This window comes from Deferrisoma sp. (assembly GCF_054681715.1).
The window spans coordinates 33,339-56,396 of the sequence record NZ_BAAHFQ010000009.1; the positions used below are offsets into that span (position 1 = coordinate 33,339).

Here is a 23,058-nt window from a genome sequence, read left to right on the forward strand (position 1 = left end):
CGCTTGAAAGCTTCCGTCGTCGGCCGGCGGTCCCCGGTTGGGGACCCTAGACCGGATCACTGCGCCAGGCTGGCGGCCGGCGAAAGGAGGTATTTGAGGTCCTCGTCCACGAACCGGATGCCGCCCCCCACGAAGTAGTCGGCCCGGCCCCGGTCGTCCAGGAAGTCGTCGAGGCCGGCCGTGAGGTAGAGGTGCTTCCAGAACAGCCACCGGGCCGAGGCCTTCAGGTGCACCGGCCCCTCCTCCCGGGCGAAATCGAAGGCCTCCAGCGTCAAGCGGAGCCGGTCGGACCACAGGTCCAGGTCGGCCCCCACCCCGCCGGTGGACTCGAACAGCCCCCCCCGCAGGGTCAGGAACGAAAACCGCTTGCCCACCTGGGCCGAAAACTTGAACCGGTCCTCGGTGACCGATTTCTCCTCCCGCACCCGGTGGGTCCCCGTGTCGTCTGTGACCAGCCGCTCGGTCACCCGGGTCGTGGTGTCGCCCCGGGGGTCGTCCACCAAGGCCAGGTAGTAGAACCGGTCCTGCCGGGGCTGCACGGTGAGCCCAAAGTAGTTTTTGGCCTCGCCGAGATCCGCCAGGTACTCTCCCGTGTAGGAGAGCTCGAGCCGGAACCGGTTCGCCCCGGCCACGAAGTCCGTGATGCCGGTGAGGGTCTCGTTCAGGTTCTCGTGCACGCTCTCGTCGTTTACGAGCTTCCCGATCGTGCCCTGGCCCCGGTCCACCTTGTCGGTGATGCTCCGGAGGTTCCCCAGGGTCTCGGTGAGCTCGGCGTACACGGTGTCGTCGGTGAGGAGCTTTCCCAGCGTGCCCTCCCCCCGCTCGATCTTCCCCACCACCGAGCGAAGGTCCCCCAGGGTCTCCTGGAGCTCCACGTAGAGGGAGTCGTCCTTGAGCAGCCGGCCCAGGGTCCCCTCCTCGCTCTGGGCGGCCTCGGCCACCCCCCGGATCGAGGCCAGGGTGGCGTCGAGCTCCTCCGTGGCCTTCCGGAGGTTCGCGAGGCTCGCCCGAAGATCCTCGCGGTTCTCGGCCACCACCTCGTCGAGCCGGCCGGTGAGCCGCTCCAGGTTCTCCGCGATGGCCGGGGTGCGCTCGGCGAGCGTCCGGGTGAGGGCCCGGGTGTTCTCCACGGTTTCGTCGATGCCCTCCCGGTTCGCGGCCAGGAGATCCCGGAGGTCGGCCGTGAGCCCCCGGAGGTTCGCCAGGGTCTCCCGCAGGGTCTCCCGGTTTTCCTCCACCACCTCCCGGAGCCCCACGGCCGTGTCCCGCAGCCCCTCGATCAGGTCCCGGAGGTTCTGCTCCCCCTCCGGGGTCCCGAGCACGTTGGCGAGCCGTTCGGTCACCTTCTTGACGTCGTCGCTCACGGCGTTGAGGCTCGTGACCAGGCGATCGAGGTCTCCGGGGGGCACCCCCGGGCGCACCTCGTCCCCGTCGGCCAGGAGCCGCGACGACGAACCCGGAATGAGCTCGATGTACTTCTCCCCCAAGACCCCGTGGGTCCGGAGGCTCCCCACGGTGTCGGCCGGGAGCTTTACGTCGTCGCGGATGCGCAGCACGAGCGCCGCCTGCCCCCCCTCGAGCCGGATGTCCTCCACGATCCCCACCGGGATCCCGGCCACCAGGACCTCGCCCTCTTTCGCCAGGCCGGTGGCGTTGTCGAGCCGGAGCACCACCTGGTACCCCCCGCCGGGACCGAACCCCACCTTGCCCAGCTTCAGGGTCATGTAGGTGAGGAGGACGACGCCGGCGAGGACCAGCAGGCCCACCTTTGCCTCGGGCGACATTCGCTTCATGGGCGTCCTCGGATCATCGCCTGGGCCTCACTGCACCTGGATCGGCCCCTCGGCCGAACCGCGCAGGAACTGGACGAGGATGGGGTTCGGGTTCTCGCGGATCTCCTCGGGGGTGCCCTCGGCGATGATCCGCCCCTCGTAGAGCATGGCGATCTTGTGGGCGATCTTGAAGGTGGCCGGGATGTCGTGGCTGATCACCACATAGGTCCGGCCGGACTCCCGCTGGGTCCGAAGGATCAGCCGGTCGATCGCGTCCGCCATGATGGGGTCGAGGCCCGAGGTGGGCTCGTCGAAGAGCACGATCTCCGGCTCCAGGATGAGCGCCCGGGCGAGCCCCACCCGCTTTCGCATCCCGCCCGAGAGCTCCGAGGGCATCTTCTCCTCGGTTCCGGGAAGCCCCACGGTGGCCAGCATCTCGGAGACCCGCCGTCCGATCTCGGCCCGGTCGAGCTTCGTGTGCTCCACCAGAGGGAACGCCACGTTCTCCCCCACGGTCATCGAGTCGAACAACGCCCCCTCCTGGAAGAGCATCCCGAACCGGCGGCGCACGGCGTTCATCTCGTAGCGGCCGAGCCGCGTAATGTCCTGGCCGTCCACCAGGATCCGGCCCCGATCGGGCCGCATGAGCCCGATCATGTGCTTGAGGGTCACGCTCTTTCCCCCGCCGCTGCGCCCGATGATGACCGTCGTCTTCCCCCGGGGGATCTCCAGGTTCAGGCCGTCCAGGACCTTCTGTCCCCGGAACGACTTGTGCACCTCCTCGAACACGATGATGGGGTCGGCCATGGGGACGTCAGAACATGATGGCGGTCAGGAAGTAGTCGCTGATCAGGATGAGCACCGAGGCCAGGACCACGGCCTCGGTGGTGGCCCGGCCCACCCCCTGGGCCCCGCCCGTGGCGTGGAACCCCTTGTAGCAGCCCACCACCGCCAGGATGAACCCGAAGCAGGCGGCCTTCACGAGGCCGTTTAGGACGTCGGCGAGTTCCACGTATTTGACGGTGTTCTCCACGTACACCCCCGAGTTGATCCCGAGGAGCTTCACCCCCACGAAGTACCCCCCCACCACGCCGACGAAGTCGCTCACGATACAAAGAACCGGCACCATGAGAAGCCCCGCCAGGATCCGGGGCACCACCAGGTACCGGATCGGGTCCACGGCCATCACGACCAGGGCGTCAATCTGCTCCGTGACCCGCATGGTGCCCAGCTCCGCGGCGATCGCCGACCCCGCCCGGGCGGTGACCATGAGGCTCGTGAGCACCGGCCCGAGCTCCCGGGCCATGGAGAGCGCCACCGTGGTGCCCACCAGACCCTCGGCCCCGAATTTCCGAAACCCGTAGTACGCCTGGAGCGCGAGCACCATGCCCGTGAAGGTGCCGGTCAGCACCACCACCGACACGGATCGCACCCCCACGAACTCCATCTGCCGGAAGGTCTGGCGCAGCCGCAGGGGCGGCGTGACCGCGGCCCGGCCGGCCTCCATCAAAAAGAGGAAGTTCCGGCCCACCTCCTCGATCCGGCTCACCACGAGCCGGCCGAACCACTCGAGAAACGCGAGCATGGGGGCCTGGTCGCTGCGGGATCCGCGGGGCTCGTCCCGACTACTTTTTGGCCTGGGGTTGGAGCACCCAGCGCTCCCCCTTGCGCAGCCAGGTCATCCAGACCTCGGACCGCTCGGGCACCACCGAGTGGCGGGGAATCAGGGTGCGCACGACCCGCACCTTGGCCATCACCCCGTCGGGCTGGGCGAAGAGCTGATAGCTCGCGGCGTCCGCGCTCACGATCTCGTAGCGCGCCACGAGATCCCACAGGCTGTCGATGTGGGCTTGCCGGTGGGCCTCCTCCACGTACTGGGCGGCCTGCTCCACGTTTTTTTCCTTGAGCAGCCGATGATACTCGTCCACGTCCCGGAGGAGCTCGTTCAGGAGCCGGCGCTCCTCTCGGGGGTCGAGCTGGGCCGCCGGGGGGGCCGGGGGCGGCTCCGGTTTTTTGGCCTCGGCGGCCGGAGCCGGCGGCTCGACCTGTCGGGCCGGGGGAAACCCTGCGCAGCCCCCCCCCACCAACGCCACGGTTACCAACCACACGAACCCCACACGACGCATCCGAACTCCTCCTGTTCAGCAGGGAAACAACCGTGAACCGATCCCCCTTCCGGGGTCGGTGGATCATAGTCAAGCCCCGGCCGGCGTTTCAACCGCCCATGGCCAAAAGAAAAGGGGCCGCACGGTGGCAGCCCCTTTCGTCCCCTTCGGTTTCTCCCCTACTGGGCCGAGGTGATCCCCCGGAGTCGGTCCTTGATCTGCCGGAACTCGCCCACCTCGATCGGGATCGCCACCTTGAGGAGCAGGGTGTAGATGATGAGCCCGATGGCCCAGATCCCCAGGGTGATCAGCACCTCGGGCAGGGTCGGGCTGTACGACCAGATCTCCCCCAGCGGGGTGGGCACGAACCCGGGCAGGATGAGCCCCGGCCCCTTCTCGATCCACACGCCGATGAACATGAGCACGCAGCCGAGGTTCAGGGTGAAAAAGTTCTCCCGGGTCTTGGGGGTCAGGAACAGGAGGAACGCGATGGTGTTGAACGCAATCGCGGTCCAGATGAACGGCACCAGTTCGTTGTGGCCGTGGAGCCCCTGGAAGAGGTACTGCATCGGTGCCAGGTGCACGGTGGCGCTGTAGTACTCCTTGAACACCTCGGCGATCAGGAGGAACAGGTTGATCCCCATGGCGTAGGCGATGATCTCGGCCAGCTTGAAGATGGCCCGGTCCTGGATCTTGATCGGCGTGTGCTTGCGGATCAACTGGAAGGCCAGGATGATGAAGCTCGGCCCGGAGCAAAACGCCGAGGCGATGAACCGGGGCGCCAGGATCGAGGCGTTCCAGAACGGCCGGGCGGGAAAGCCGTTATAGAGGAACGCCGTGACCGTGTGGATCGACACCGCGGCCGGGATCGAGAAGATGATGAGGGGCCACAGGATCTTGTGATTCGGCTCCCGGCCCTGGTAGGCGTTGTACAGGATGTACACCGGCACGATCAGGTTGAGCGCCAGATACGTGTTCAACACCACCACGTCCCAGGAGAGCATCGAGATCGGGAAGTTCAGGATCCCCAGCCCGGGGATGAGGTGCCAGAACCGCTCGGGGTGCCCCAGGTCGAAGGTCACGAACATAAGGCACATGGCGATCGCGGCCACGGCCAGGAGCTCCCCCAGGAGCACGATCTCCTTGATGGGACCCCATTTGTAGATGTAGGCCGGGATCACCAGGAGCACGGCCGCCGCGGCCACGCCCACCAGGAACGTGAAGTTCGCGATGTAGAGCCCCCAGCTCACGGGATCGCGCATGCCGGTGATCCCGAGGCCGTGCTCCAACTGATAGACCCAGGCCCCCAGGCCCACCAACGCGATCACCACGAGGGAGCCCATCCAGGCGTAGTACTTCTTGCCGCCCCGGAAGGCCAGAATGAAGGTCCCGACCAGAAACTCCATCAGCGTGTTCATCGCTACACCCCTCTAGCCGAAGAAGTAGTAGAACTTGGGCTCGGTGAGGAGATCCTCCTTGAGCCGGAACACCCGGTGGTTCTCCAGCACGTAGCGGACCTCGGACTCGGGATCCAAGAGGTTCCCGAACTTCCGGGCGCCCACCGGGCACGCCTCGACGCAGGCCGGGTACCGGCCCTCGCGGCTGCGCTGGACGCAGAAGGTGCACTTCTCCACGACCCCGCGCATCCGGGGCCGGTTGCCCAGGTAATGGGTGTCGGGGTTGAGTTCCTCGGGGGGCAGTTTGGGGTCGAGCCAGTTGAAATAACGGCCCTCGTAGGGACAGGCCGCCATGCAGTACCGGCAACCGATGCACCAGTTGTAGTCCACCACCACGATGCCGTCGTCCTCGGTCCAGGTGGCCCGCACCGGGCAGGCCTTGACGCACGGGGCCTTGCGGCAGTGCTGGCACTGGACCGGCACGTAGTAGTGGCCCTCCTCGGGCACCCGCTCGGGGTTGTAGTAGCGATCGGCCTTTTCGAACTCCATCTCGCCGTTTTCGAACCGCAGCACCCGGATGTAATGGATCTGCGGATCCCGGCGGGACTGGTTGTTCTCCTTGACGCAGGCGTAGACGCACCGCCGGCACCCGATGCACCGGTTGAGGTCGAGGGCGTACCCGAACAGCACGTTTTCCATCGGCGGGGTGGCCTTCACGGTCACCTTCTTGCCGTACTGCTTGGTGTACTTCTCCTCGAGCCGCTTGAGCGTCGCCTGCACCTCCTCGGGGGTCATCTCCTGGAAGTTCTTCTGGAAGTACTCCTCCCAGGAGCCGTAGGTCAGAAACCCGCTGTCGCCCTGGGCCAGGGCCTTCACCGGCAGCGTCGCCGCCGCCCCGGCCGCCAGCCCCCGGAGAAATTTCCGGCGGCTCGCCGTTTTCGGGTCCACCGTGCACGCGTTCTTCTTGGACATGGATCGCCTCTCCTTGCCGTTGTCCCGAACCGGCCGGTCCTAGTGTTCCTTGCCGCCGTGGGGTTCTTCCATCACGTGCTTCTTCGCCTTCTGCGACCCCAGCGTCCCGGAGCCGGGAACCGCCGGCGGGGGCTCGGGCTTCAGGTGCTCGAACCGCGGGCTGTGGGGGTTGTGGCAGTGGGCGCACAGCAGATACTGCTTCTTGCCGTTCCAGTAGCCCGTGCGCTTGCCGTGGATGCCCCGCTTCCAGTCGCGGTACTTGTCGCCGTGACACTGGCCGCACAGGCGGTACGACTCGGCGAAGTCGATCTTCTCGCCGCTCTGGAGGTGGAGCTTGTCGCGGTTGTCGGCGTCGTGGCAGTCGAGACACCACCGAAACTGCTCGGCGTGGTGGAGCTGGATCTCCGTGTGCTCCTCGAGCTCCCGGGGCGTGGGATCCGTCTCCTGGTCGTTGTGGCAGTTCTCGGCGCAGGGGTAGTAGTCCTCGCTCAACGGCGGAGGCGGCACCGCAAACACGTCCTCCTCGGCCCCGGCCGCCCGCAGCCCCGGCCTTGCGCACAGGCACACAAGGGCGACCACCAAAACCCAGCGGCGTTTCATGCTCCCAATCCCTCCTGTTTGGGGTTGGCGGGGTGAAAAACGTTGAAACAGTCAGAAACGAAAGGGGCGTCCACGCCCCGGGGGAGCGGAAGGGCGGATCATAGGAAAGCCGATTTCATCGTGTCAAGCGGATTTCCCGGAGGCCACCCAGAAAACGAAACCGGGTTCGGAAAGTCCGCCCCCCTACCGGGGTTTCGCCCAATGTTTCTCTTGTTGCATCGTGTTTCAAGCCCCCGCGGTTTCCCGCCGGGGGCGTTGATTCGCCGCAAGTACCCTTTTTCGCAACCGCACGGATTTCGGGGTCACCTCGACGAGCTCGTCCCGGTCGACCCATTCCAGGGCCCGGTCCAGGGTCATCTCTCGGGGCGGAACAAGCCGGAGCGCCTCGTCGGCGCCGGCGGCCCGGATGTTCGTGAGCTTCTTCTCCCGGGTCACGTTGACGTCCAGGTCGTTCTCCCGGGAGTGCTCCCCCACGATCATCCCCTCGTACACCTCGGTGCCGGACCCGATGAACAGGACACCCCTGGGCTGGAGATGGAAGAGCGCGTAGGTGGTGGCCCGGCCGGCCCGGTCCGACACCAGGGCGCCGGTCGTGCGGCCCGGAACCGGCCCGGCCCAGGGGGCATACCCCTCCAGGAGCCGGTTCAGGATGCCGGTCCCCCGGGTGTCGGTGAGGAACTCGCTCCGGTACCCGATGAGCCCCCGGGACGGGATCCGGAACTCCAGGCGCACCCGGCCGGCTCCGGCGGGATCCATCCGGGTCATCTGGCCCTTGCGGCGGCCGAGCTTCTCGGTGACGGCGCCCACGAACTCCTCGGGCACGTCCACCAGGGCGACCTCCCAGGGCTCGTGGACCTCGCCCCCCACCTCCCGGGTCAGGATCTCGGGCTTCGACACGCTCAGCTCGTACCCCTCGCGCCGGAGCGTTTCGATCAGCACGGCCAGCTGGAGCTCCCCTCGGCCGGCCACCTGGAACTGGTCGGTGTCGAGGATCTCGAGCCGGAGGCTCACGTTGTGGATCACCTCCTTCTCGAGCCGGGCCCGGATCTGGCGGGAGGTCACGAACCGGCCCTCCCGGCCCGCGAACGGGCTCGTGTTGACCGAGAACACCATGGCGATGGTCGGGTCCTCCACCCGGATCCGCCGGAGCGGCCGGGGCCGCTCGGGGTCCACCAGGGTGTCGCCGATGGTGGCTTCGTCGATCCCGGCCACCGCCACCACGTCGCCGGCCACGGCCCGCTCGGTCTCGACCCGGCGCAGCCCCTCGTGGGTGTACACCGTGGCCACCCGCCCCCGTACCACGCCTTCCTCGGTGGCCACGCCCACCTCCTGGCCCGGCCGCAGGCTCCCGTTCACGATGCGGCCCACGATCAGCCGACCCACGTAGTCGTTGTAATCGAGGGTGGTCACGAGCATCTGGAGGTCGCCCTCCGGGTCGCCCGCGGGCGGCGGGATCCGTTCGAGGATCGCCTCGAACAGCGGCCGGAGGTCCCGGGAGCCGTCGTCCAGGCTCCTGTGTGCCACCCCCCGGCGGGCGTTCGTGTAGAGCACCGGGAACTCGAGCTGCTCGTCGGTGGCATCGAGGTCAATGAACAGCCCGTAGACCTCGTCCAGCACCTCCTGGGGCCGGGCGTCGGACCGGTCGATCTTGTTGATCACCACCACCGGCGGGAGACCGAGTTCCAGGGACTTCTGGAGCACGAACCGGGTCTGGGGCAGCGGGCCTTCGGCCGCGTCCACCAAGAGGATCACCCCGTCCACCATCTGGAGCGTGCGCTCCACCTCGCCCCCGAAATCCGCGTGGCCCGGGGTGTCGACGATGTTGATCTTGACCCCCTCGAACCAGACCGCCGTGTTCTTGGCGAGGATCGTGATGCCCCGCTCCCGCTCGAGGGCGTTGGAGTCCATGACCCGCTCCTCCACCCTCTGGTTCTCCCGGAAAACGCCGCTCTGCCAGAGCATGGCGTCCACCAGGGTGGTCTTGCCGTGGTCCACGTGGGCGATGATCGCCACGTTGCGGAATCGATTCGGTTCCATCGGATCTCCGTGGGGAAGCTGGGAAGCCAGAACGCTCGGAGGGCAGAGCGTAGCGCCCTGCCCCCTCGCCGCCAGCAGGTTTCGGCGGCCTCCGCCCGGGCCGTTTGCCAGGAAGCCGCGTCTTGTAGCACCCTAGCCCGCCGCAGGTAAAGCCCGATCACCGGAAGGAGGCGCGGGGTGCCAACGTACGACGCCATCGTGGTCGGGGCCGGCCCGGCCGGCGGCGCCGCCGCCCTGATGCTCGCCCGGACCGGGGCCCGGGTGCTTCTGGTGGACCGCTCCCCGCCGCCCCGGGAGAAAACCTGTGGGGACGGGCTCCTCGACGACGCCTGGGAAGAGCTCGGGGACCTCGGGCTGACCGCACTCCTCGGCCGGGCCGCCCATTCGGTGGAGGAACTTCGGATCTGGAGCCCGGGGGGCCACGGGGTGGCCCTCCGGGTCCCGATCCGCACCCTGTCCCGCTCCACCCTCGACCGGATCCTGGTGGAGGCGGCCGCGGCGGAGGGGGCGCAGGTGGAACCGGCCCGGATCGTGGCGGCGGTTCCCGAGCCGCCCGGGGTGCGGGTCACGGCCGCCGACGCCCGGACCTGGCGGGCGCGGATCGCCGTCGTGGCCACGGGCGCCCTTCAGGCCCTCGCTCCCCGAACGGCGCGTCCTTTGGGGCGCCCCGCCCCCGACGCCGTGGCCCTCCGGGTTTATGCCACGGGCCCGGCCGACCTCCCGTTCGCGGCCGTCACCTACGACCGCAGCGTGCTCCCGGGCTACGGGTGGGTGTTTCCCCTGGGCGGCCGGCGGTTCAACGTCGGGTGCGGCGCCTTCCGCACCCGACGGGCCGATGCGCCCCTCCACCGGACGCTGGAACGGTTGTGCGCCACCTCCCCCGCTCTCGGGGAACTTCGGGGGCGCATCGCCTGGGACGGGCCGCCCCGGGCCGCCCCCATCCGGTGCGGACCCCCGGCACGGCCGCCGGTGGACCCGGGTCCGGTGGTGTGGGCCGGGGAGGCGCTCGGCACCTCGTATCCGTTCACGGCCGAGGGGATCGGCCCGGCCCTGGAGTCGGGACGGAAGGCGGGGGAAGCCGCCGCCGGATTCCTGGCGCACGGCGCCCGGGCACTCGAGGCCTACCGCCGCTGGGTCCGCACCGAGCTCGCCCGGCGGTACGCGTCGTACCGGGTGGCCGAGCGGTGGCTGGCGCGACCCGGCCTGTGCGATCTCCTCGCCCGCCGGGCACAACAAAGCCCGCGGCTTCGGAAACTGGCCGCGGGCATCGTTGCCGGCACCACGCCCCCCAGGGCCCTGTTCAGCCCCTGGGGCCTCGTGCGGGTCCTTCTCGGTCTATGAACTCCCCCCGGCCACGCGCCGCCGGTTCTCCTCCACGGCCCGGGCCAGGTACTGCTTGAACCACTCGGGTTCGATGAAGTCGGCAAAACACATGCGCTTTCCCGAAAGGTCCTCGATCACCTCGCCCCGGTAGTCGAGGAACACCAGGAGGCAGTCGTAGTTGTAGTCGTATTTGCGCCCCAGGGCGATCTCGTCGCGGGTCATGTTCCCCATGAGGTTGATCCGCACCAGCACGAAGTTCTCGGTGATGTACCGACCGATCTCCGGGTTGTTGTAGATGTGCTTGGCGAACCGGTCGCACCGGCTGCACCCCTCCGGGGCGTAGAAGTCCACGATGATCGGCCGTTTCTGCTCGGCGGCCAACCGCTTCCCCTCTTCGAGGGAATAGAACGGGATCGCGATGTCGCTCGCGAGGGACCCCTCCACCCGCTGGTGGGCCGTGCCGTGGTGGGCCATGTGGCCGCCGGTGGCGCAGGCGCCAAGCAGAAGAGCCGCAAACAGGGGGAACCAGGGACGCATGCCACACCTCCGGGAGGGTTGGGAGATCTTGGAAGCTTCGCTACGCCGCGGGGCGGCTTGTTCGCAGGAACAATAACTTTTCGCTTCAGCCACACGGCGCCATAGCTTAGGTCAAAGGACCGGAGACCGCGGACCGACGACCTTAGACCGAAGTTACTCGGAAGCTGCCGTAGGCCGCGCAGCGCGGCCTGTTCGCGACCCACTGACACGCGTAAGCGGGCGCGCGCGCTGGCGGGCGGGGCAAGGGACCGGGGACCGCAAGGCCGGTGACCGACGACCGAGGTTTCTTAGAACGGCTCCAGGGTATCACGACTTCGCCGGTGCGCAAACCGGAAATTCATTCCAACACGTCCAGCGCGCCCTGGGCGGCCCGCTGCTCGGCCTCCTTCTTGCTGCGGCCCCGCCCCCGGCCGAGCACCCGGTTGCCCAACCGGATCTCCACCTCGAAGGTCTTGTCGTGGTCGGGCCCCCATTCGCCCACCAACCGGTAGGTGGGGGCCGTGCCGTACCGCCCCTGGCAGTGTTCCTGAAGCCTCGTCTTGAAATCCCGGTCCAGCCCGCCGGGGCCCTCGGCCTCCAGGAGCGGCCGGAACACGGCGTCCACGAACTCCCGGGCCAGGTCGAACCCCCCATCCAGGTAGATGGCAGCCACCAGCGCCTCGAAGGCGCCCGAGAGGATCGAGGGCTTCTCCCGCCCCCCGGTCTGCTCCTCCCCCTTCCCGAGCAGCAGGTACCGCCCCAGCCCGAAGGACCGGGCGACCTCGGCCAGGCTCGGCTCGCTCACCAAGAACGCCCGAACCTTTGACATCTTCCCCTCGGTGAGGGGCGGCCGGAGCTCATAGAGCAGGTGGGACACCACGAGGTCCAGCACGGCGTCCCCGAGGAACTCCAACCGTTCGTTGTCGCGGATCCCGCTGCCCCGTTCGTTCGCGTATGACTTATGGGTCAGGGCCTGATCCAGGAGGTCCGGGGTCTCGAACAGGTACCCCAGGGCTTCCTCCAGGTCCCGCAGGTTCTCTCGGCGTTCCATGTCCATGGTCGGTGCTCCTCAGCTGGGCTCCACCCCGTCCGCAACCACACGTCCCCGCACGACCGTCTTCCCGGCCCCCTCAATGCGCACCATTACCTCTTCCCGGGGCGGCGTTCCCTCCCACGCCACCTCCACCGGCAGGTAGTTGCGGGTGCGCAGGCGAAGCCGCCCCTCTGCCGCGGCCCTCTCGGCCAGGGCGGGCAGGGTCCGCCCCACCTGGGAGGCCCAGAACGCCCTCCGCTTCCCCTCCCCGACGGCCCGCAAGGCCGCGGCCCGCCGCTTGATCTCGGCGGCCGGCACCCGTTCGGGCAGGTCCCAGGCCCGGGTGCCCCGGCGGGGGCTGAAGCGGAAGACGTGGAGGTAGGCCACGGGCAGGTCCTCCACCAGCCGGAGGGTTTCCCGGAAGTCCTCCTCGGTCTCGCCGGGAAACCCCACGATGAGGTCCATGCCGACGCACAGGCCCGGGATCCGCTCGGCCGCCCGGGCGACGCGCTCCCTCACGAGCTCCGCCCCGTAGGGCCGCCCCATCCGTTGGAGGATCCGGTCGGAGCCGGACTGGACCGGCACGTGAAGATGGGGGCAAAGCACCCCCGACCGCGCCAGCCGCTCGAGGAGCCCGTCGGTGATCTCCCCGGGTTCCAGGCTGGAGAGCCGGATCCGCGGGATCCCCGCGGCCTCGGCCGCGTCCAAAAGGGCGGCGAAGGGTTGGGGCGGCGAGAGATCCCGGCCCCACAACCCCAGGTGGACACCGGTCAGCACAACCTCCCCATACCCCCCTTCCCGCAGGCGCGCAAGCCCGCGGCGGACCCGATCGAGCGGGAGGCTCCGGGAGCGGCCCCGGGCGTAGGGCACGATGCAGTAGGCGCAAAACGCGTTGCACCCGTCCTGCACCTTGAGGTAGGCCCGGGCACGGCCCCGGAGCCCCCCGACGGCCGGGAACCGCTCGCCCCCCTCGTCCCCACACGGCTTTCGGATCCCGGTGGCGCCGTCCCGCAGGAGTTGGGGCACGGCGAACTTGCCGCCGGTGCCCACCACCAGGTCGGCCCCGGCCGCCAGGGCCTCCTCGGGGGAAACCTCCGCGTAGCAGCCCGTCACGACGATCCGGGCGCCGGGGTTCTGCTGGCGCGCCCGCCGCACCAGGGCCCGGGTGTCGCGGTCGGACCGGTGGGTCACGGTGCACGAGTTCACGATCACCACGTCGGCCGGCTCGCCGGGCGGCACCACCTCGTACCCGTTCCGGCGCAAGGCCTCCTCCAGGGCCTCGGACTCGAACCGGTTGACCTTGCAGCCCACCGTGGCCACGGAAACCCGCTGGCGCTCCTCACCCACGGCCGCCGGCCTCCCGGATCCACCCCCCGCCCAGGACCACGTCGGCCCGGTAAAAGACGGCAAACTGCCCCGGGGCCACCCCGAACTGGGGGGTCGCAAACCGCACCCGGGCTCCCGCGCCCCGCCTCCGGACCCGGCACGTGACCTCCGGCGCGGTGGACCGAATCTTGACAGAACACTCAAACTCTTTGGGCAAATCGTCCTCCAACCAAACGGTTTTATCCACATCCATATCCCGGCACAGGAGGGCCTCCCGGGGCCCCACCACGATGCGGTTCCCCGGCCCGTCCCGTCGCAGGACGTAGAGGGGAACCGGGGCCGAGATCCCAAGCCCCCGGCGCTGCCCCACCGTGTAGGCCCTCTGGCCCCTGTGCGTGCCCAGAACCTGGCCCTTTAGGTCCACGATCTCGCCCCGGGGCGAAGGGCCGAGCCGGCGGTCCAGGAACCCCGCCACGTCCCCGTCAGGCACGAAACACACGTCCTGGCTCTCGGCCTTTCGGGCCACCGGGAGGCCAAGCTCCGCGGCCTTGCGCCGGACCTCCTCCTTGGTCCATCCCCCCAGGGGGAACCGGATGCCCTCCAGATCCTCGGACCGCTCGGGCACCAGGAAGTAGCTTTGGTCCTTTTTGGGGTCGAGCCCCTTCCGGAGCCGAACCCCACCCCCGGGGCGCTCCTCCAGCCGCGCGTAATGCCCGGTGGCCACCCAGGCGCACCCCAGGAGCCGGGCCCGCTCCACCAGCCACCGGAACCGCACCCGTCGGTTGCACACCACGCAGGGGTTCGGGGTGAGCCCGGCCTCGTAGCCCCGGGCGAACGGCTCCACCACCTCCCGGTCGAACACCCCGTGGGCGTCCAGCACGAAGAACGGGATCCCCAGCCGGGCCGCCACCCGCCGGGCGTCCTCCACGTCGTCGGCCGAGCAGCACCGGGCCCGCTCCCACACCTTGAGCGTAAGGCCCACGACCTCGTGTCCCTGCTCTTGGAGAAGGGCGGCGGCGACGGACGAGTCCACCCCGCCGCTCATGGCCACGGCAACGCGCACGGGTTACAAACGCCTCCGAACGGGCTGGAGTGGGGGTAGAAAGGCTGCGCCGGTGGGCCGAGCCGGCCCCGCCCCGACGGGGGCAGCCGCCCGATCACCCCCGTGTGGGGTCTGGCCCCCAGTTCGTTGCGCTTCGGGTCGCGGGAGGTTGCATCGCCCGGGCATCTCCCGGTCGAGCTCGCCGGGGATCAGCCCGCGCGCCCCGGGCCGAGCCGGCCCCACACGGCGGCGAGCGCCTCCAGGAACCGATCCACGTCCTCCGGGCGGGTGCCGGGGCCCAGGCTCACCCGGATCGCCCCCTCCACCCTCCACGCCGAAAGTCCCATGGCCCGCAGCACGGGCGACGGCTCGGTGACGCCGGATGCGCAGGCCGACCCGGCCGACACCGCCACTCCCTCGAGATCCAGGGCCTGGACCAGGACCTCCCCGGCCACCCCCGGCACGCTCAGGTTCACCGTGTTGGGCAGGCGCCGGTCGGGCTCCTCGGGACCGTTTCGCGCGGCCAGGGGGCAAATCCCGCGCAGGCCGTTCCACAGCCGCTCGGCGAGCCCCCGCATCCACCGGGCGTCGGCCTCCCGGTCCCGGAGGGCCGCCTGGCAGGCGGCCCCCAGGGCCGCGATGCCCGGCACGTTCTCCGTGCCGGCCCTCCGTCCCCTCTCCTGGCCCCCGCCGCGAAGAAGGGGCTCCACCGGGGTGCCGTTGCGGACGAACAGGGCCCCCACACCCTTGGGAGCCCCCAGCTTGTGCCCGGAGAGGCTCGCCGTGGCGCAGCCCAACGCCCGCAGATCGAGCGCGATCCGGCCCCAGGCCTGCACCGCGTCGCAGTGCCAGGGGGTCTCGCCCAGGGCGGCGGCGAAGGCCTCCAGCGGCTGGAGCGCCCCGGTTTCATGGTTCGCGGCCTGGAGCACGCCGAACCCCTCGCCCCGGAGGTCGGGGGGGATCTCGGCGACCCCCTCCGGTGTAACGGGGAGCCACCGGGCCTCCCACCCCCCGGCTTCCAGGTGCGAAAGCGGCGCGAGCACGCTCGGGTGCTCGATGGGCGCGGCCACGAACCGCTGCACCCCAACGTGGGCCGCGAGGCTCCCGATCGCCAGGGCGTTGGCCTCGGTGCCCCCGCTCGTAAACACCACCTCCGCGGGGTCGCACCCGAGAAACGCCGCCACCGCGTCCCGGGCCCCGTCCACCACGGCCCGGGCCTCCCGGCCTTCGGCGTGGACGCTCGAGGGATTTCCGAACCGATCCAGGGCCTCGAGCAAGGCCTCCCGGGCCTCGGGCCGCAGCGGCGCCGAGGCGTTCCAGTCGAGATAGGCGCGGGGGCGGGAGTTCACGGCCACGGCCCGGGGGAAGGCAGCCTTACCGCGGGCGAGGCAGGTCGGCGGGGCCGGCCTCGATGGGGGGGCCCCACAACTCGTCCCAGAACCGGGCGGCCCAGGGAGGCAGCACCACGAGGCGGCGGTACCGGAACCCCGGACGCTCCACCACGGCCACCCGGTCGCCGCCGTTGCGGAGGCGGAACGTCACCCGGGTGCCGGGCCGTCCGGCCTCGGCCCGAAGGCTTCGCAGCGTCCGGTACATGCGCCAGGCCCGGCGAAGGGCCGGGTCTCGGAAGCGCTCGAAAAGCCGGTTTCGGCTGAGGCCGTCGCGGTACAACTCGTACAGGAGTTCCAGATGCCGATCGTCCATGGCCGCCGATCCTACCCCAGCGGCCGGGCGCCCTCAAGCCGGCTCACCGGAACTGGACCACGTCGGCCCCCATGAGGTCGCGCACCCGGGCTTTGAGGTCGCCCGAGGCCCGAACCGAGTACGCCTCCGGCAGCCGCACCACGGCCTCGGCCTTCTCGGGCACGACGATCCGCAGCAACGTGGGGGTGGCGCCGCGCATCTCCGGGGACGAGAGGATGCGCTTCAGGGCCTCCAGGTCTCCCCGGCCGTGGAACGCCGCGTTCACCTGGATGTGGACCTCCCGGGTCAGCCGTTCCGGGGCCTCCTCCAGGGGAAGGACCTCGTCGGCCAGTACCTTGGCCGTCTCCTCGTTTTTCTCGAGGGTTCCCCTGACCACGAGGGGCACGTCCTCGGCCTGGATGAGGTCCTCGGCCCGGGCGAACACCTCGGAGAACGCCACCACCTCCACCGCCCCGGTCAGGTCCTCCAGGGTGAAGAACGCCATTCGTGACCCGTTCTTCGTCCGGATGACCCGGCGGGCCGCCACCATGCCCCCTACGGTGACCTGGGCCTTGTCGGCCTGCTCCCCGAGCTCGCCGATGGGGGTGTCGGTGGCCGAACGCAGGAGATCCTCCCACTCGGCCAGGGGGTGCCCGCTCAGGTACATGCCGAGCACCTCCTTCTCGGCCCGGAGATCTTCGGCGGCGCCCAGGGGCGGCACGTCGGGGAGTTCGTCCTCCACGGCCGAAGCCCCGCTTTCGGGCGCCGCGGCCGCGAGCGCCTCGAACAGGTTCGTCTGGCCCCGGGCCCGGTCCTTCTGGAGCGCCGAGGCCTCCTCCATGCATCGGTCGAGGTAGGCCAAGTACTGGGCCCGGGTGCCGCCCAGGGAGTCGAAGGCCCCGCACCGGATCAGGCTCTCGATCACCTTCCGGTTCACCTTCTGCAGATCCACCCGGCGGCAGAAGTCCCTGAGCCCCCGAAACGGGCCGTCCTTGCGCCGCACAGCCAGCACGTTCTCGATGGCCGCTTCCCCCACGTTCTTTACCGCGGCCAGCCCGAACCGGATCGCGTCGCCCACCACCGTGAAATGGAGATCCGACTCGTTCACGTCGGGCGGCAACACCCGGATGCCCATATCGCGGCACTCGGCGATGTCCTTCACCACCTTGTCGGTGTTGGCCCGGTCGTTGGTGAGGAGCGCGGCCATGAACGCCACCGGGTGGTGGGCCTTGAGGTACGCCGTCTGGTAAGCCACGAGGGCGTAGGCCGCCGAGTGGCTCTTGTTGAACCCGTACTCGGCGAACTTGGCCATGAGGTCGAAGATCTTCTCGGCCTTCTTGGGGTCGATGCCCTTCTTGCGGGCGCCCTCCAGGAACCGGTCCTTCTGCTTGGCCATCTCCTCGGGAATCTTCTTCCCCATGGCCCGCCGCAGGAGGTCGGCCTCGCCCAGGCTGTAGTCGGCCAGCACCTGGGCGATCTGCATCACCTGCTCCTGGTACACGATAACGCCGTAGGTGTCCCTGAGGATGGGCTCGAGCTCCGGAAGTTCGTACTCGATGGGGATCTGGCCGTGCTTGCGGCGGATGAAATCCTCGACCATGCCCGACCCTAGTGGCCCCGGCCGGTACAGGGCAACGAGCGCGATGATGTCCTCGAAGGTGCTCGGGCGGAGCTTCACCATGAGCTCCTTCATGCCCGAGCTTTCGAGCTGGAACACCCCGGTGGTCTCCCCCCGGCACAGGAGCTCGTAGGTCTTCGGGTCGTCCAACGGGATCGCGTCGATGTCGAGCCTGTGCCCCTCGGGACGGCCCTTGTTCACGATCCGCACGGCGTCGGTGATCACAGTAAGCGTCTTGAGGCCCAGGAAGTCGAACTTCACGAGCCCGATCGCCTCGACGCTTTTCATGGCGAACTGGGTCACGAGTTCGCCGTTCTGCCCCCTGTACAGGGGGAGGTAGTCCACGAGCGGGCGGTTTCCGATCACGATGCCGGCCGCGTGGGTCGAGGCGTGGCGGTTGAGGCCCTCGAGCTTAAGCGCGTGGGTCACCAGCTCCCGGATCCGCGGGTCCGCCTCCATCGCCTCCCGGAGCCGCGGCTCCTCCTCGAGCGCCTCCTTGAGCGTGATCCCCAGACGGGCCGGCACGAGCTTGGCGATTCGGTCCACCTCCCCGTAGGGGAGCCCCATCACCCGCCCCACGTCCCGGATCACCGCCCGGGCCAGCATCTTCCCGAACGTGGTGATCTGCGCCACCTTGTCGGCCCCGTACCTCTCGGTCACGTACCGGATCACCTTGTCGCGGTTCTCGAAACAAAAATCCACGTCGATATCGGGCATGCTCACCCGCTCGGGGTTTAGGAACCGCTCGAACAGGAGCCCGTACGGAATGGGGTCCAGGTTCGTGATCCGCAGCGCATAGGCCACCAAGCTCCCGGCTGCCGAGCCCCGGCCCGGCCCCACGGGAACCCCGTTTCGCTTGGCCCAGTTAATGAAGTCCTGCACGATCAGGAAGTACCCCGGAAACCCCATCTGCCGGATCGTGGCGAGCTCGGTTTCGAGCCGATCAAAATACTGCCGCCGGACTTCGGCCTCCTCCTCGGGGCTCGCGTAGGCGCGCACCCGGAGCCGCTCCTCCAGCCCCTCCCGCGCCATCCGGTCGAGGCAGTCGGCCAGGGATTCCCCCTCGGGCACCTGGTACTCCGGGAAGTGATAAGTTTTGAGGTCGAGTTCCACGTTGCACCGCTCGGCGATCTCCACGGTGTTCGTCACCGCCTCGGGGCAGTGGGCGAACTCCCGGGCCATCTCCTCGGGGCTCTTCACGTAGAAGGCGTCCGTGGACATCTTCATGCGCTTCTCGTCCCCGAGGGTCTTGCCGGTCTGGATGCACACCAGCACCTCGTGGCTCGCCGCGTCCTCCCGATCCAGGTAGTGGCAGTCGTTCGTGGCCACCACCGGCACCCCCAGGGTCCGGCCCATCTCGATCAGGACCTCGTTCACCTGCCGCTGCTCGGGGATGCCGTTTTCCATGAGCTCGAAGTAGTAGTTTCCCTCCCCCAGGATCGACAGGTACTCCTCGGCGAGCCGGCGGGCCCCGTCCAGGTCGCCTCGGAGCACGGCCCGGGGCACCTCGCCCTTGAGGCAGGCGGACAAACCGATGAGCCCCCCCGAGAACTCCCGCAGGATCTCCTTGTCGATCCGGGGCTTGTAGTAGAACCCCTCGGTGTACCCGGCGGTCACGAGCCGGCAGAGGTTGCGATAGCCCTCGAGGTTCCGGGCCAGGAGGATCAGGTGGTAGTTCGTCTCGCCGTGGACGTTGGGTTTCCGGTCGAACCGGCTCCCGGGGGCCACGTAGACCTCGCACCCGAACACGGGCTTTACCCCGGCCTTGAGGGCGGCCTTGTAGAACTCCACCGTGCCGTACATGGCCCCGTGGTCGGTCACGGCCACGGCTGGGAGCCGGTGCTCCTTGGCGCGGGAGAGGAGATCCCCGAGCCGGATGGCGCCGTCGAGGAGGCTGTACTCGGTGTGGACGTGCAGATGGACGAAGTTCGCGTGGGACATGGGGTTCTCGGCTTTGAGGCTAGAAGGCTGGGAGGTTATTACTCCGGCGGCAGAATAGACACGGTCGGGGGCATGGGGCCTGCTGGAGCGCCGGGCGTGGCTCCTACAGTCGCTGCATCCGGCACTCAGCCAACGACCAGGACTCTTTCGGCCAAGCAGACTGACGAAAACGCCCAGAGTTCCTGAATGGTTCCGTCCCTCCGGCTGAGTGCCGGATGCAGCGTAAGCCGGATGCCGCACTCACGCACGGCCGGAAGCAGGCCCCATGCCCCCGCGATCTCCTTGCGCGCCTGTATTGGCGCCGGGTTAGTAGGAAGCTGGAAAGCCGGAAAGCGCGCCGGCGCCGTTTTCGTCGGGGTCGGTGGCTGCCGGCCGCGGACCGAAGACCGACGACCGAAGACCGCCCCTACTCCACGTTCTGGACCTGCTCGCGGATCTTCTCGAGCTCGGACTTGATCTCCACCACCAGGCGGCCCACCTCGGCGTCGGAGGCCTTGGACCCGATGGTGTTGGTCTCCCGGTTCATCTCCTGGAGAACGAACTCGAGCTTTCTACCTACAACCCCTCCGGCATCCAAGAGTTTTCGGAATCCGTCGATGTGGCTTCGGAGCCGGACCAACTCCTCCGACACGTCGCACCGGTCCGCCAGGATCGCCACCTCCATGGCGAGCCGCGCCTCCAGGTCGGCCTCCGGGACCTCCCGGGCCAGCTCCTCGACCCGCCGACGCAGCCGCTCCCGGTACGACTCCACCACCCGGCCCCGCAGGGCGTCGATCTCTCCCACCCGCGCCTCGATCGCCGACACCCGCTCGGCCATGTCCCGGGCCAGGTCCTCCCCCTCCCGGCGGCGGAACGCCTCCAGGTCCTGGAGGGCCCGGTCCAGGACGGCGCAGACGGCCTCCCACAGGGCCTCGGCGTCGGCCGCCAGGGTGGCCGGCTCGGTCACGGCCGGGAACGCAAGGAGATGCTCTAGGCGCACCTCGGCCTCTATGCCGGCCTCCCGGGCCACCTCCCGCAGGAGTTCCGCCGCCCGCTTGGCGGCCTCCCGGTTCACGGTGACAGCCGGCGTGTCCGGCCCGCCCGCGTCCCACCCGGCGAACAGGTTCACCTGCCCCCGCTGCAGGGTTTCCTTGACGCGGGCCAAGATCCGGTGTTCGAACCGCTGGAGGTCCCCCGGCAACCTGGCGTTGAAGTTCAGGAACCGATGGTTCACCGTCTTGATCTCCACGGTGAGCCAGCGGCCCAATACCTCGGCCTCGGCCCGGCCGTACCCGGTCATGCTGCGGATCATGTGGGCGTCCCTTCCGAAGACGGCCCGGGAGCCTTTCGCCAGCGGCGGTAGGCGTCCCGGACCCGGTTGAAAAACGCGATGGTCTCGGGTTGGCGGTAATCGGGGTAGGTCCACTCCAGGGGCCGGAACGAGCCCCGCTCGAACCGGTACTCCACCTCGGCGTAGATGCCCCGGCCCAGGTACACCCGGTGGGCCGCCGGCTTCCCCGTGGCGAGCACCAGGTTCGTAAGCCCCAGGAGCCCGGGGTCGAGGTTGGCCCGCCGACGGCCGGACCGGTCGGCCCATTCGGCCTCCAGGCGGTTTGTGCGCTCCTTGATCTCGGCAAGCGCCGCCGGGTCCACCGGGTCCCCCAGCCAGAGGTAGCACCGCCGGATGCCGGGCCCCATCTCCCGGTCGTAGTAGCGCGTGCTCGTAAAGGGTTCCCAGGCCGTGGCGTCCCGGATCGGTCCGAAGCTCTCCTGGACCCGGCCCAGGACCGCCCCGGGGTCCTCCCCCGCGGCCAGGAGGATCCCCATCACCAGAAACGCGGGCGGCGGCGGGGAGGGGCGGCTCACGGCGCCCTCCTCTTCTTCGCCATCCTCCGGATCTGCGCGGCGCGCCCCTCCCGCCAGAGGCGCCGCAACTCCGCCCTCCCGAGCCCGAGCACGCCCCCGTAGGCCCGGAGCGCCCACCAACGCCCCCGGAGGCCTAAGTCCTCGAGCCGGATCCCCCGGCCCAGTTCCTCAAGGTTCTTGATCCTTCGGCGCCGCGTGAGGGGCCGGCGCAACCCGTCCAGATCGACCAGGAACGGCCGCATCCCACGGCCGTCCTCCCCGAAGAACACGTTCCGCGACAGGTCCCCGTGATAGTACCCGAACCGGTGGAGCTGGCCCACCAAGGCGCCGACAGCAGCGGCCGCCGCAAGAGGGTTTCCGGCCCCCTGGCGGACATGGACCGCCCACGGGGTGAACCCGGGCACCCACTCCGTGACCAGGATCGCCTCCCGCGGCCAGAGGAGGCCCCGGACATAGAGCCCCAGGGGCGCGGGGGTCGCGAGCCCCTTGGCGAGCAAGGCTCGGCCCCTGTGAAACGCGCGGGCCGGAACCCTCTGGAGCCCCAGGAGATACACGGCCCGAAGGCCACCTTCCGGCCGGTAGTGCTTGGCGAAAAAGGGTCCCCGGGGGGTCTCCACGCGGTAGCAGATCCGCCCCGGCTGCCGGTGAATGGGGTGCCAGTCCCCCCGCTCCAGGAGCGACCTCAGTCCCGGCGCCGAACCCCTGGCCGCCTTCCAACTCGGCCCGAGGGGCCCCTCACCCCGCGCGTTCGGCCGCGACAAGGGCCTCCTCGATCTCGCCGGGGCTGACCGTGGCCGTTCCGAGCTTCCCGACCACGATCCCGGCCGCGACGTTGGCGAGCGCGGCGGCCTCGATCACGCCGGCGCCGGCCGCCTTCGCCAGGGTAAACACCGCAATGGCCGTGTCCCCGGCGCCCGTCACATCGAACACGTCCCGGGCCCGGGTGGGAAGGTGCGTCACCCGCCCCGGTTCCACCACGGTCATCCCCCGCTCCCCGCGGGTCACCACCACCGCGCGGAGCCCGAGGCGCTCCAGGAGCGCCCGGCCGGCCTCTTCGGCCTCCCCGTCGTCGTGGGCCGGGCGCCCGGCCATGGCCTCCGTTTCCTTGGTGTTGGGGGTCATGGCATGCACCCCCGCGTAGGCCGCAGCGTTCACCGGCTTGGGATCCACCGACACCCAGGCCCCGCTCCGTTCCGTCCACCGAAGGAGCCGTTCCACCAGATCCCGGTCCACCACTCCCTTGCCGTAGTCCGACACCACGATCCCGTCCCAGCGGAGCGCCAACTCGTCCACCCGCGCCCCCAGCTTGGAGCGCGCGCCCTCGGGAAGGGGGCCCCGCCGCTCCCGGTCGAACCGGACCACCTGCTGGTGGCGGGCGATGATCCGGGTCTTGACCGCGGTGGGCCGATCGGGAGTTGAGACGAGGCCTTCGGCCGAGACCCCGTTGGCGCCCAGTTCGGCCGCGAGCTCCTCGGCGGCGCCGTCGGCGCCCACGACCCCGACGAGATCTACGGCGGCCCCGAGGGCCCGCAGGTTATGGGCCACGTTGGCCGCGCCGCCCAGACGCACCACCTCGCGCTCCACCTCTACCACCGGCACCGGCGCCTCGGGGGAGATGCGGTCCACGTCGCCGTAGACGAACCGGTCGAGCATGAGGTCGCCCACGACGCCGATTCGTCGCTGCCGGTCGGCCACCCTCTCCCACGCCGCCCGGGCCAGGCCGTCAAACCAGGGGATCGTGCCCATCCGAACACCGCTCCGGAAAAAGAAACGCGAGGTGGCGCCGTGCGCACCCCTCGATCGTGAACCGTTCGAGTACCCTCCGCCGGGCCGCATCGCCCCACGCCC

General features: G+C 69.6%; 20 protein-coding genes. 1 reads left to right on the forward strand and 19 read right to left on the reverse strand.

The features are described from left to right. Positions 1-56 precede the first annotated feature (56 nt). From ACY0I8_RS02740 to typA, 8 genes are all read right to left on the reverse strand, one after another. A complete protein-coding gene (locus ACY0I8_RS02740; RefSeq protein WP_461393483.1) occupies positions 57-1,793 on the reverse strand; it encodes an MlaD family protein in 1,737 nt (578 codons plus the stop codon). 27 nt (positions 1,794-1,820) lie between these two features. Beyond that, the gene (locus tag ACY0I8_RS02745) at positions 1,821-2,579 is read right to left on the reverse strand and encodes an ABC transporter ATP-binding protein (protein ID WP_461393484.1); all 759 of its coding nucleotides are present in this window, start codon (positions 2,577-2,579) and stop codon (positions 1,821-1,823) included. 7 nt (positions 2,580-2,586) lie between these two features. After that, positions 2,587-3,357, reverse strand: a complete 771-nt coding sequence (locus tag ACY0I8_RS02750) for an MlaE family ABC transporter permease (protein ID WP_459940706.1) — start codon at positions 3,355-3,357, stop codon at positions 2,587-2,589. Between the two features lie 40 nt (positions 3,358-3,397). Continuing rightward, positions 3,398-3,898: a hypothetical protein gene (locus ACY0I8_RS02755; protein ID WP_459940707.1), complete on the reverse strand. Its 501-nt coding sequence runs from the start codon at positions 3,896-3,898 to the stop codon at positions 3,398-3,400. Positions 3,899-4,056: 158 nt separating this feature from the next. Continuing rightward, a complete protein-coding gene (gene dsrP / locus ACY0I8_RS02760; RefSeq protein WP_459940708.1) occupies positions 4,057-5,295 on the reverse strand; it encodes a sulfate reduction electron transfer complex DsrMKJOP subunit DsrP in 1,239 nt (412 codons plus the stop codon). Between the two features lie 12 nt (positions 5,296-5,307). After that, entirely contained in the window at positions 5,308-6,246 is a 939-nt protein-coding gene (locus ACY0I8_RS02765; RefSeq protein ID WP_459940709.1) for a 4Fe-4S dicluster domain-containing protein, read from the reverse strand. A 39-nt stretch (positions 6,247-6,285) separates the two neighbouring features. Next, positions 6,286-6,846, reverse strand: coding sequence for a hypothetical protein (locus tag ACY0I8_RS02770; protein ID WP_459940710.1), 561 nt, complete (start codon positions 6,844-6,846; stop codon positions 6,286-6,288). A 225-nt stretch (positions 6,847-7,071) separates the two neighbouring features. Continuing rightward, positions 7,072-8,883 (reverse strand): GTP-binding protein TypA/BipA, encoded by a 1,812-nt coding sequence (gene typA, locus ACY0I8_RS02775; RefSeq protein WP_459940711.1) that lies wholly within the window; start codon positions 8,881-8,883, stop codon positions 7,072-7,074. A gap of 177 nt (positions 8,884-9,060) precedes the next feature. Here typA and ACY0I8_RS02780 point away from each other — a divergent pair, with 177 nt between their 5' ends. Continuing rightward, on the forward strand, positions 9,061-10,224 hold the full coding sequence (locus ACY0I8_RS02780) for an NAD(P)/FAD-dependent oxidoreductase (RefSeq protein WP_459940712.1): 1,164 nt from the start codon (positions 9,061-9,063) through the stop codon (positions 10,222-10,224). On the opposite strand, the gene ACY0I8_RS02785 is transcribed toward ACY0I8_RS02780, so the two are convergent. From ACY0I8_RS02785 to rfaE1, 11 genes are all read right to left on the reverse strand, one after another. Continuing rightward, a complete protein-coding gene (locus tag ACY0I8_RS02785) occupies positions 10,219-10,743 on the reverse strand; it encodes a thioredoxin family protein (RefSeq protein WP_461393485.1) in 525 nt (174 codons plus the stop codon). The genes ACY0I8_RS02780 and ACY0I8_RS02785 overlap by 6 nt on opposite strands. Before the next feature lie 337 nt (positions 10,744-11,080). Beyond that, positions 11,081-11,779 carry a ribonuclease III family protein gene (gene rnc, locus ACY0I8_RS02790; protein WP_459940714.1) on the reverse strand — a complete coding sequence of 233 codons (699 nt, stop codon included), beginning with the start codon at positions 11,777-11,779 and terminating at the stop codon, positions 11,081-11,083. A gap of 12 nt (positions 11,780-11,791) precedes the next feature. Beyond that, positions 11,792-13,102: a tRNA (N(6)-L-threonylcarbamoyladenosine(37)-C(2))-methylthiotransferase MtaB gene (gene mtaB / locus ACY0I8_RS02795; RefSeq protein ID WP_461393486.1), complete on the reverse strand. Its 1,311-nt coding sequence runs from the start codon at positions 13,100-13,102 to the stop codon at positions 11,792-11,794. Beyond that, positions 13,095-14,144 (reverse strand): tRNA 2-thiouridine(34) synthase MnmA, encoded by a 1,050-nt coding sequence (gene mnmA / locus ACY0I8_RS02800; RefSeq protein ID WP_461393487.1) that lies wholly within the window; start codon positions 14,142-14,144, stop codon positions 13,095-13,097. Before mnmA ends, mtaB begins: the two co-directional genes overlap by 8 nt. A 188-nt stretch (positions 14,145-14,332) precedes the next feature. Continuing rightward, positions 14,333-15,472, reverse strand: coding sequence for a cysteine desulfurase family protein (locus tag ACY0I8_RS02805; RefSeq protein WP_461393488.1), 1,140 nt, complete (start codon positions 15,470-15,472; stop codon positions 14,333-14,335). A 25-nt stretch (positions 15,473-15,497) separates the two neighbouring features. Further along, positions 15,498-15,827 carry a hypothetical protein gene (locus ACY0I8_RS02810; protein ID WP_461393489.1) on the reverse strand — a complete coding sequence of 110 codons (330 nt, stop codon included), beginning with the start codon at positions 15,825-15,827 and terminating at the stop codon, positions 15,498-15,500. A 43-nt stretch (positions 15,828-15,870) separates the two neighbouring features. Beyond that, positions 15,871-19,365: a DNA polymerase III subunit alpha gene (dnaE, locus tag ACY0I8_RS02815; RefSeq protein ID WP_461393490.1), complete on the reverse strand. Its 3,495-nt coding sequence runs from the start codon at positions 19,363-19,365 to the stop codon at positions 15,871-15,873. A gap of 406 nt (positions 19,366-19,771) precedes the next feature. After that, entirely contained in the window at positions 19,772-20,656 is an 885-nt protein-coding gene (locus ACY0I8_RS02820; RefSeq protein WP_461393491.1) for a YicC/YloC family endoribonuclease, read from the reverse strand. Continuing rightward, positions 20,653-21,210, reverse strand: coding sequence for a DUF4416 family protein (locus ACY0I8_RS02825; RefSeq protein WP_461393492.1), 558 nt, complete (start codon positions 21,208-21,210; stop codon positions 20,653-20,655). The genes ACY0I8_RS02820 and ACY0I8_RS02825 overlap by 4 nt, the downstream gene beginning before the upstream one ends. Further along, on the reverse strand, positions 21,207-21,971 hold the full coding sequence (locus ACY0I8_RS02830) for a lipopolysaccharide kinase InaA family protein (protein WP_461393493.1): 765 nt from the start codon (positions 21,969-21,971) through the stop codon (positions 21,207-21,209). The genes ACY0I8_RS02825 and ACY0I8_RS02830 overlap by 4 nt, the downstream gene beginning before the upstream one ends. Continuing rightward, positions 21,946-22,956, reverse strand: a complete 1,011-nt coding sequence (gene rfaE1, locus ACY0I8_RS02835) for a D-glycero-beta-D-manno-heptose-7-phosphate kinase (protein ID WP_461393494.1) — start codon at positions 22,954-22,956, stop codon at positions 21,946-21,948. The genes ACY0I8_RS02830 and rfaE1 overlap by 26 nt, the downstream gene beginning before the upstream one ends. Positions 22,957-23,058: the final 102 nt, after the last annotated feature.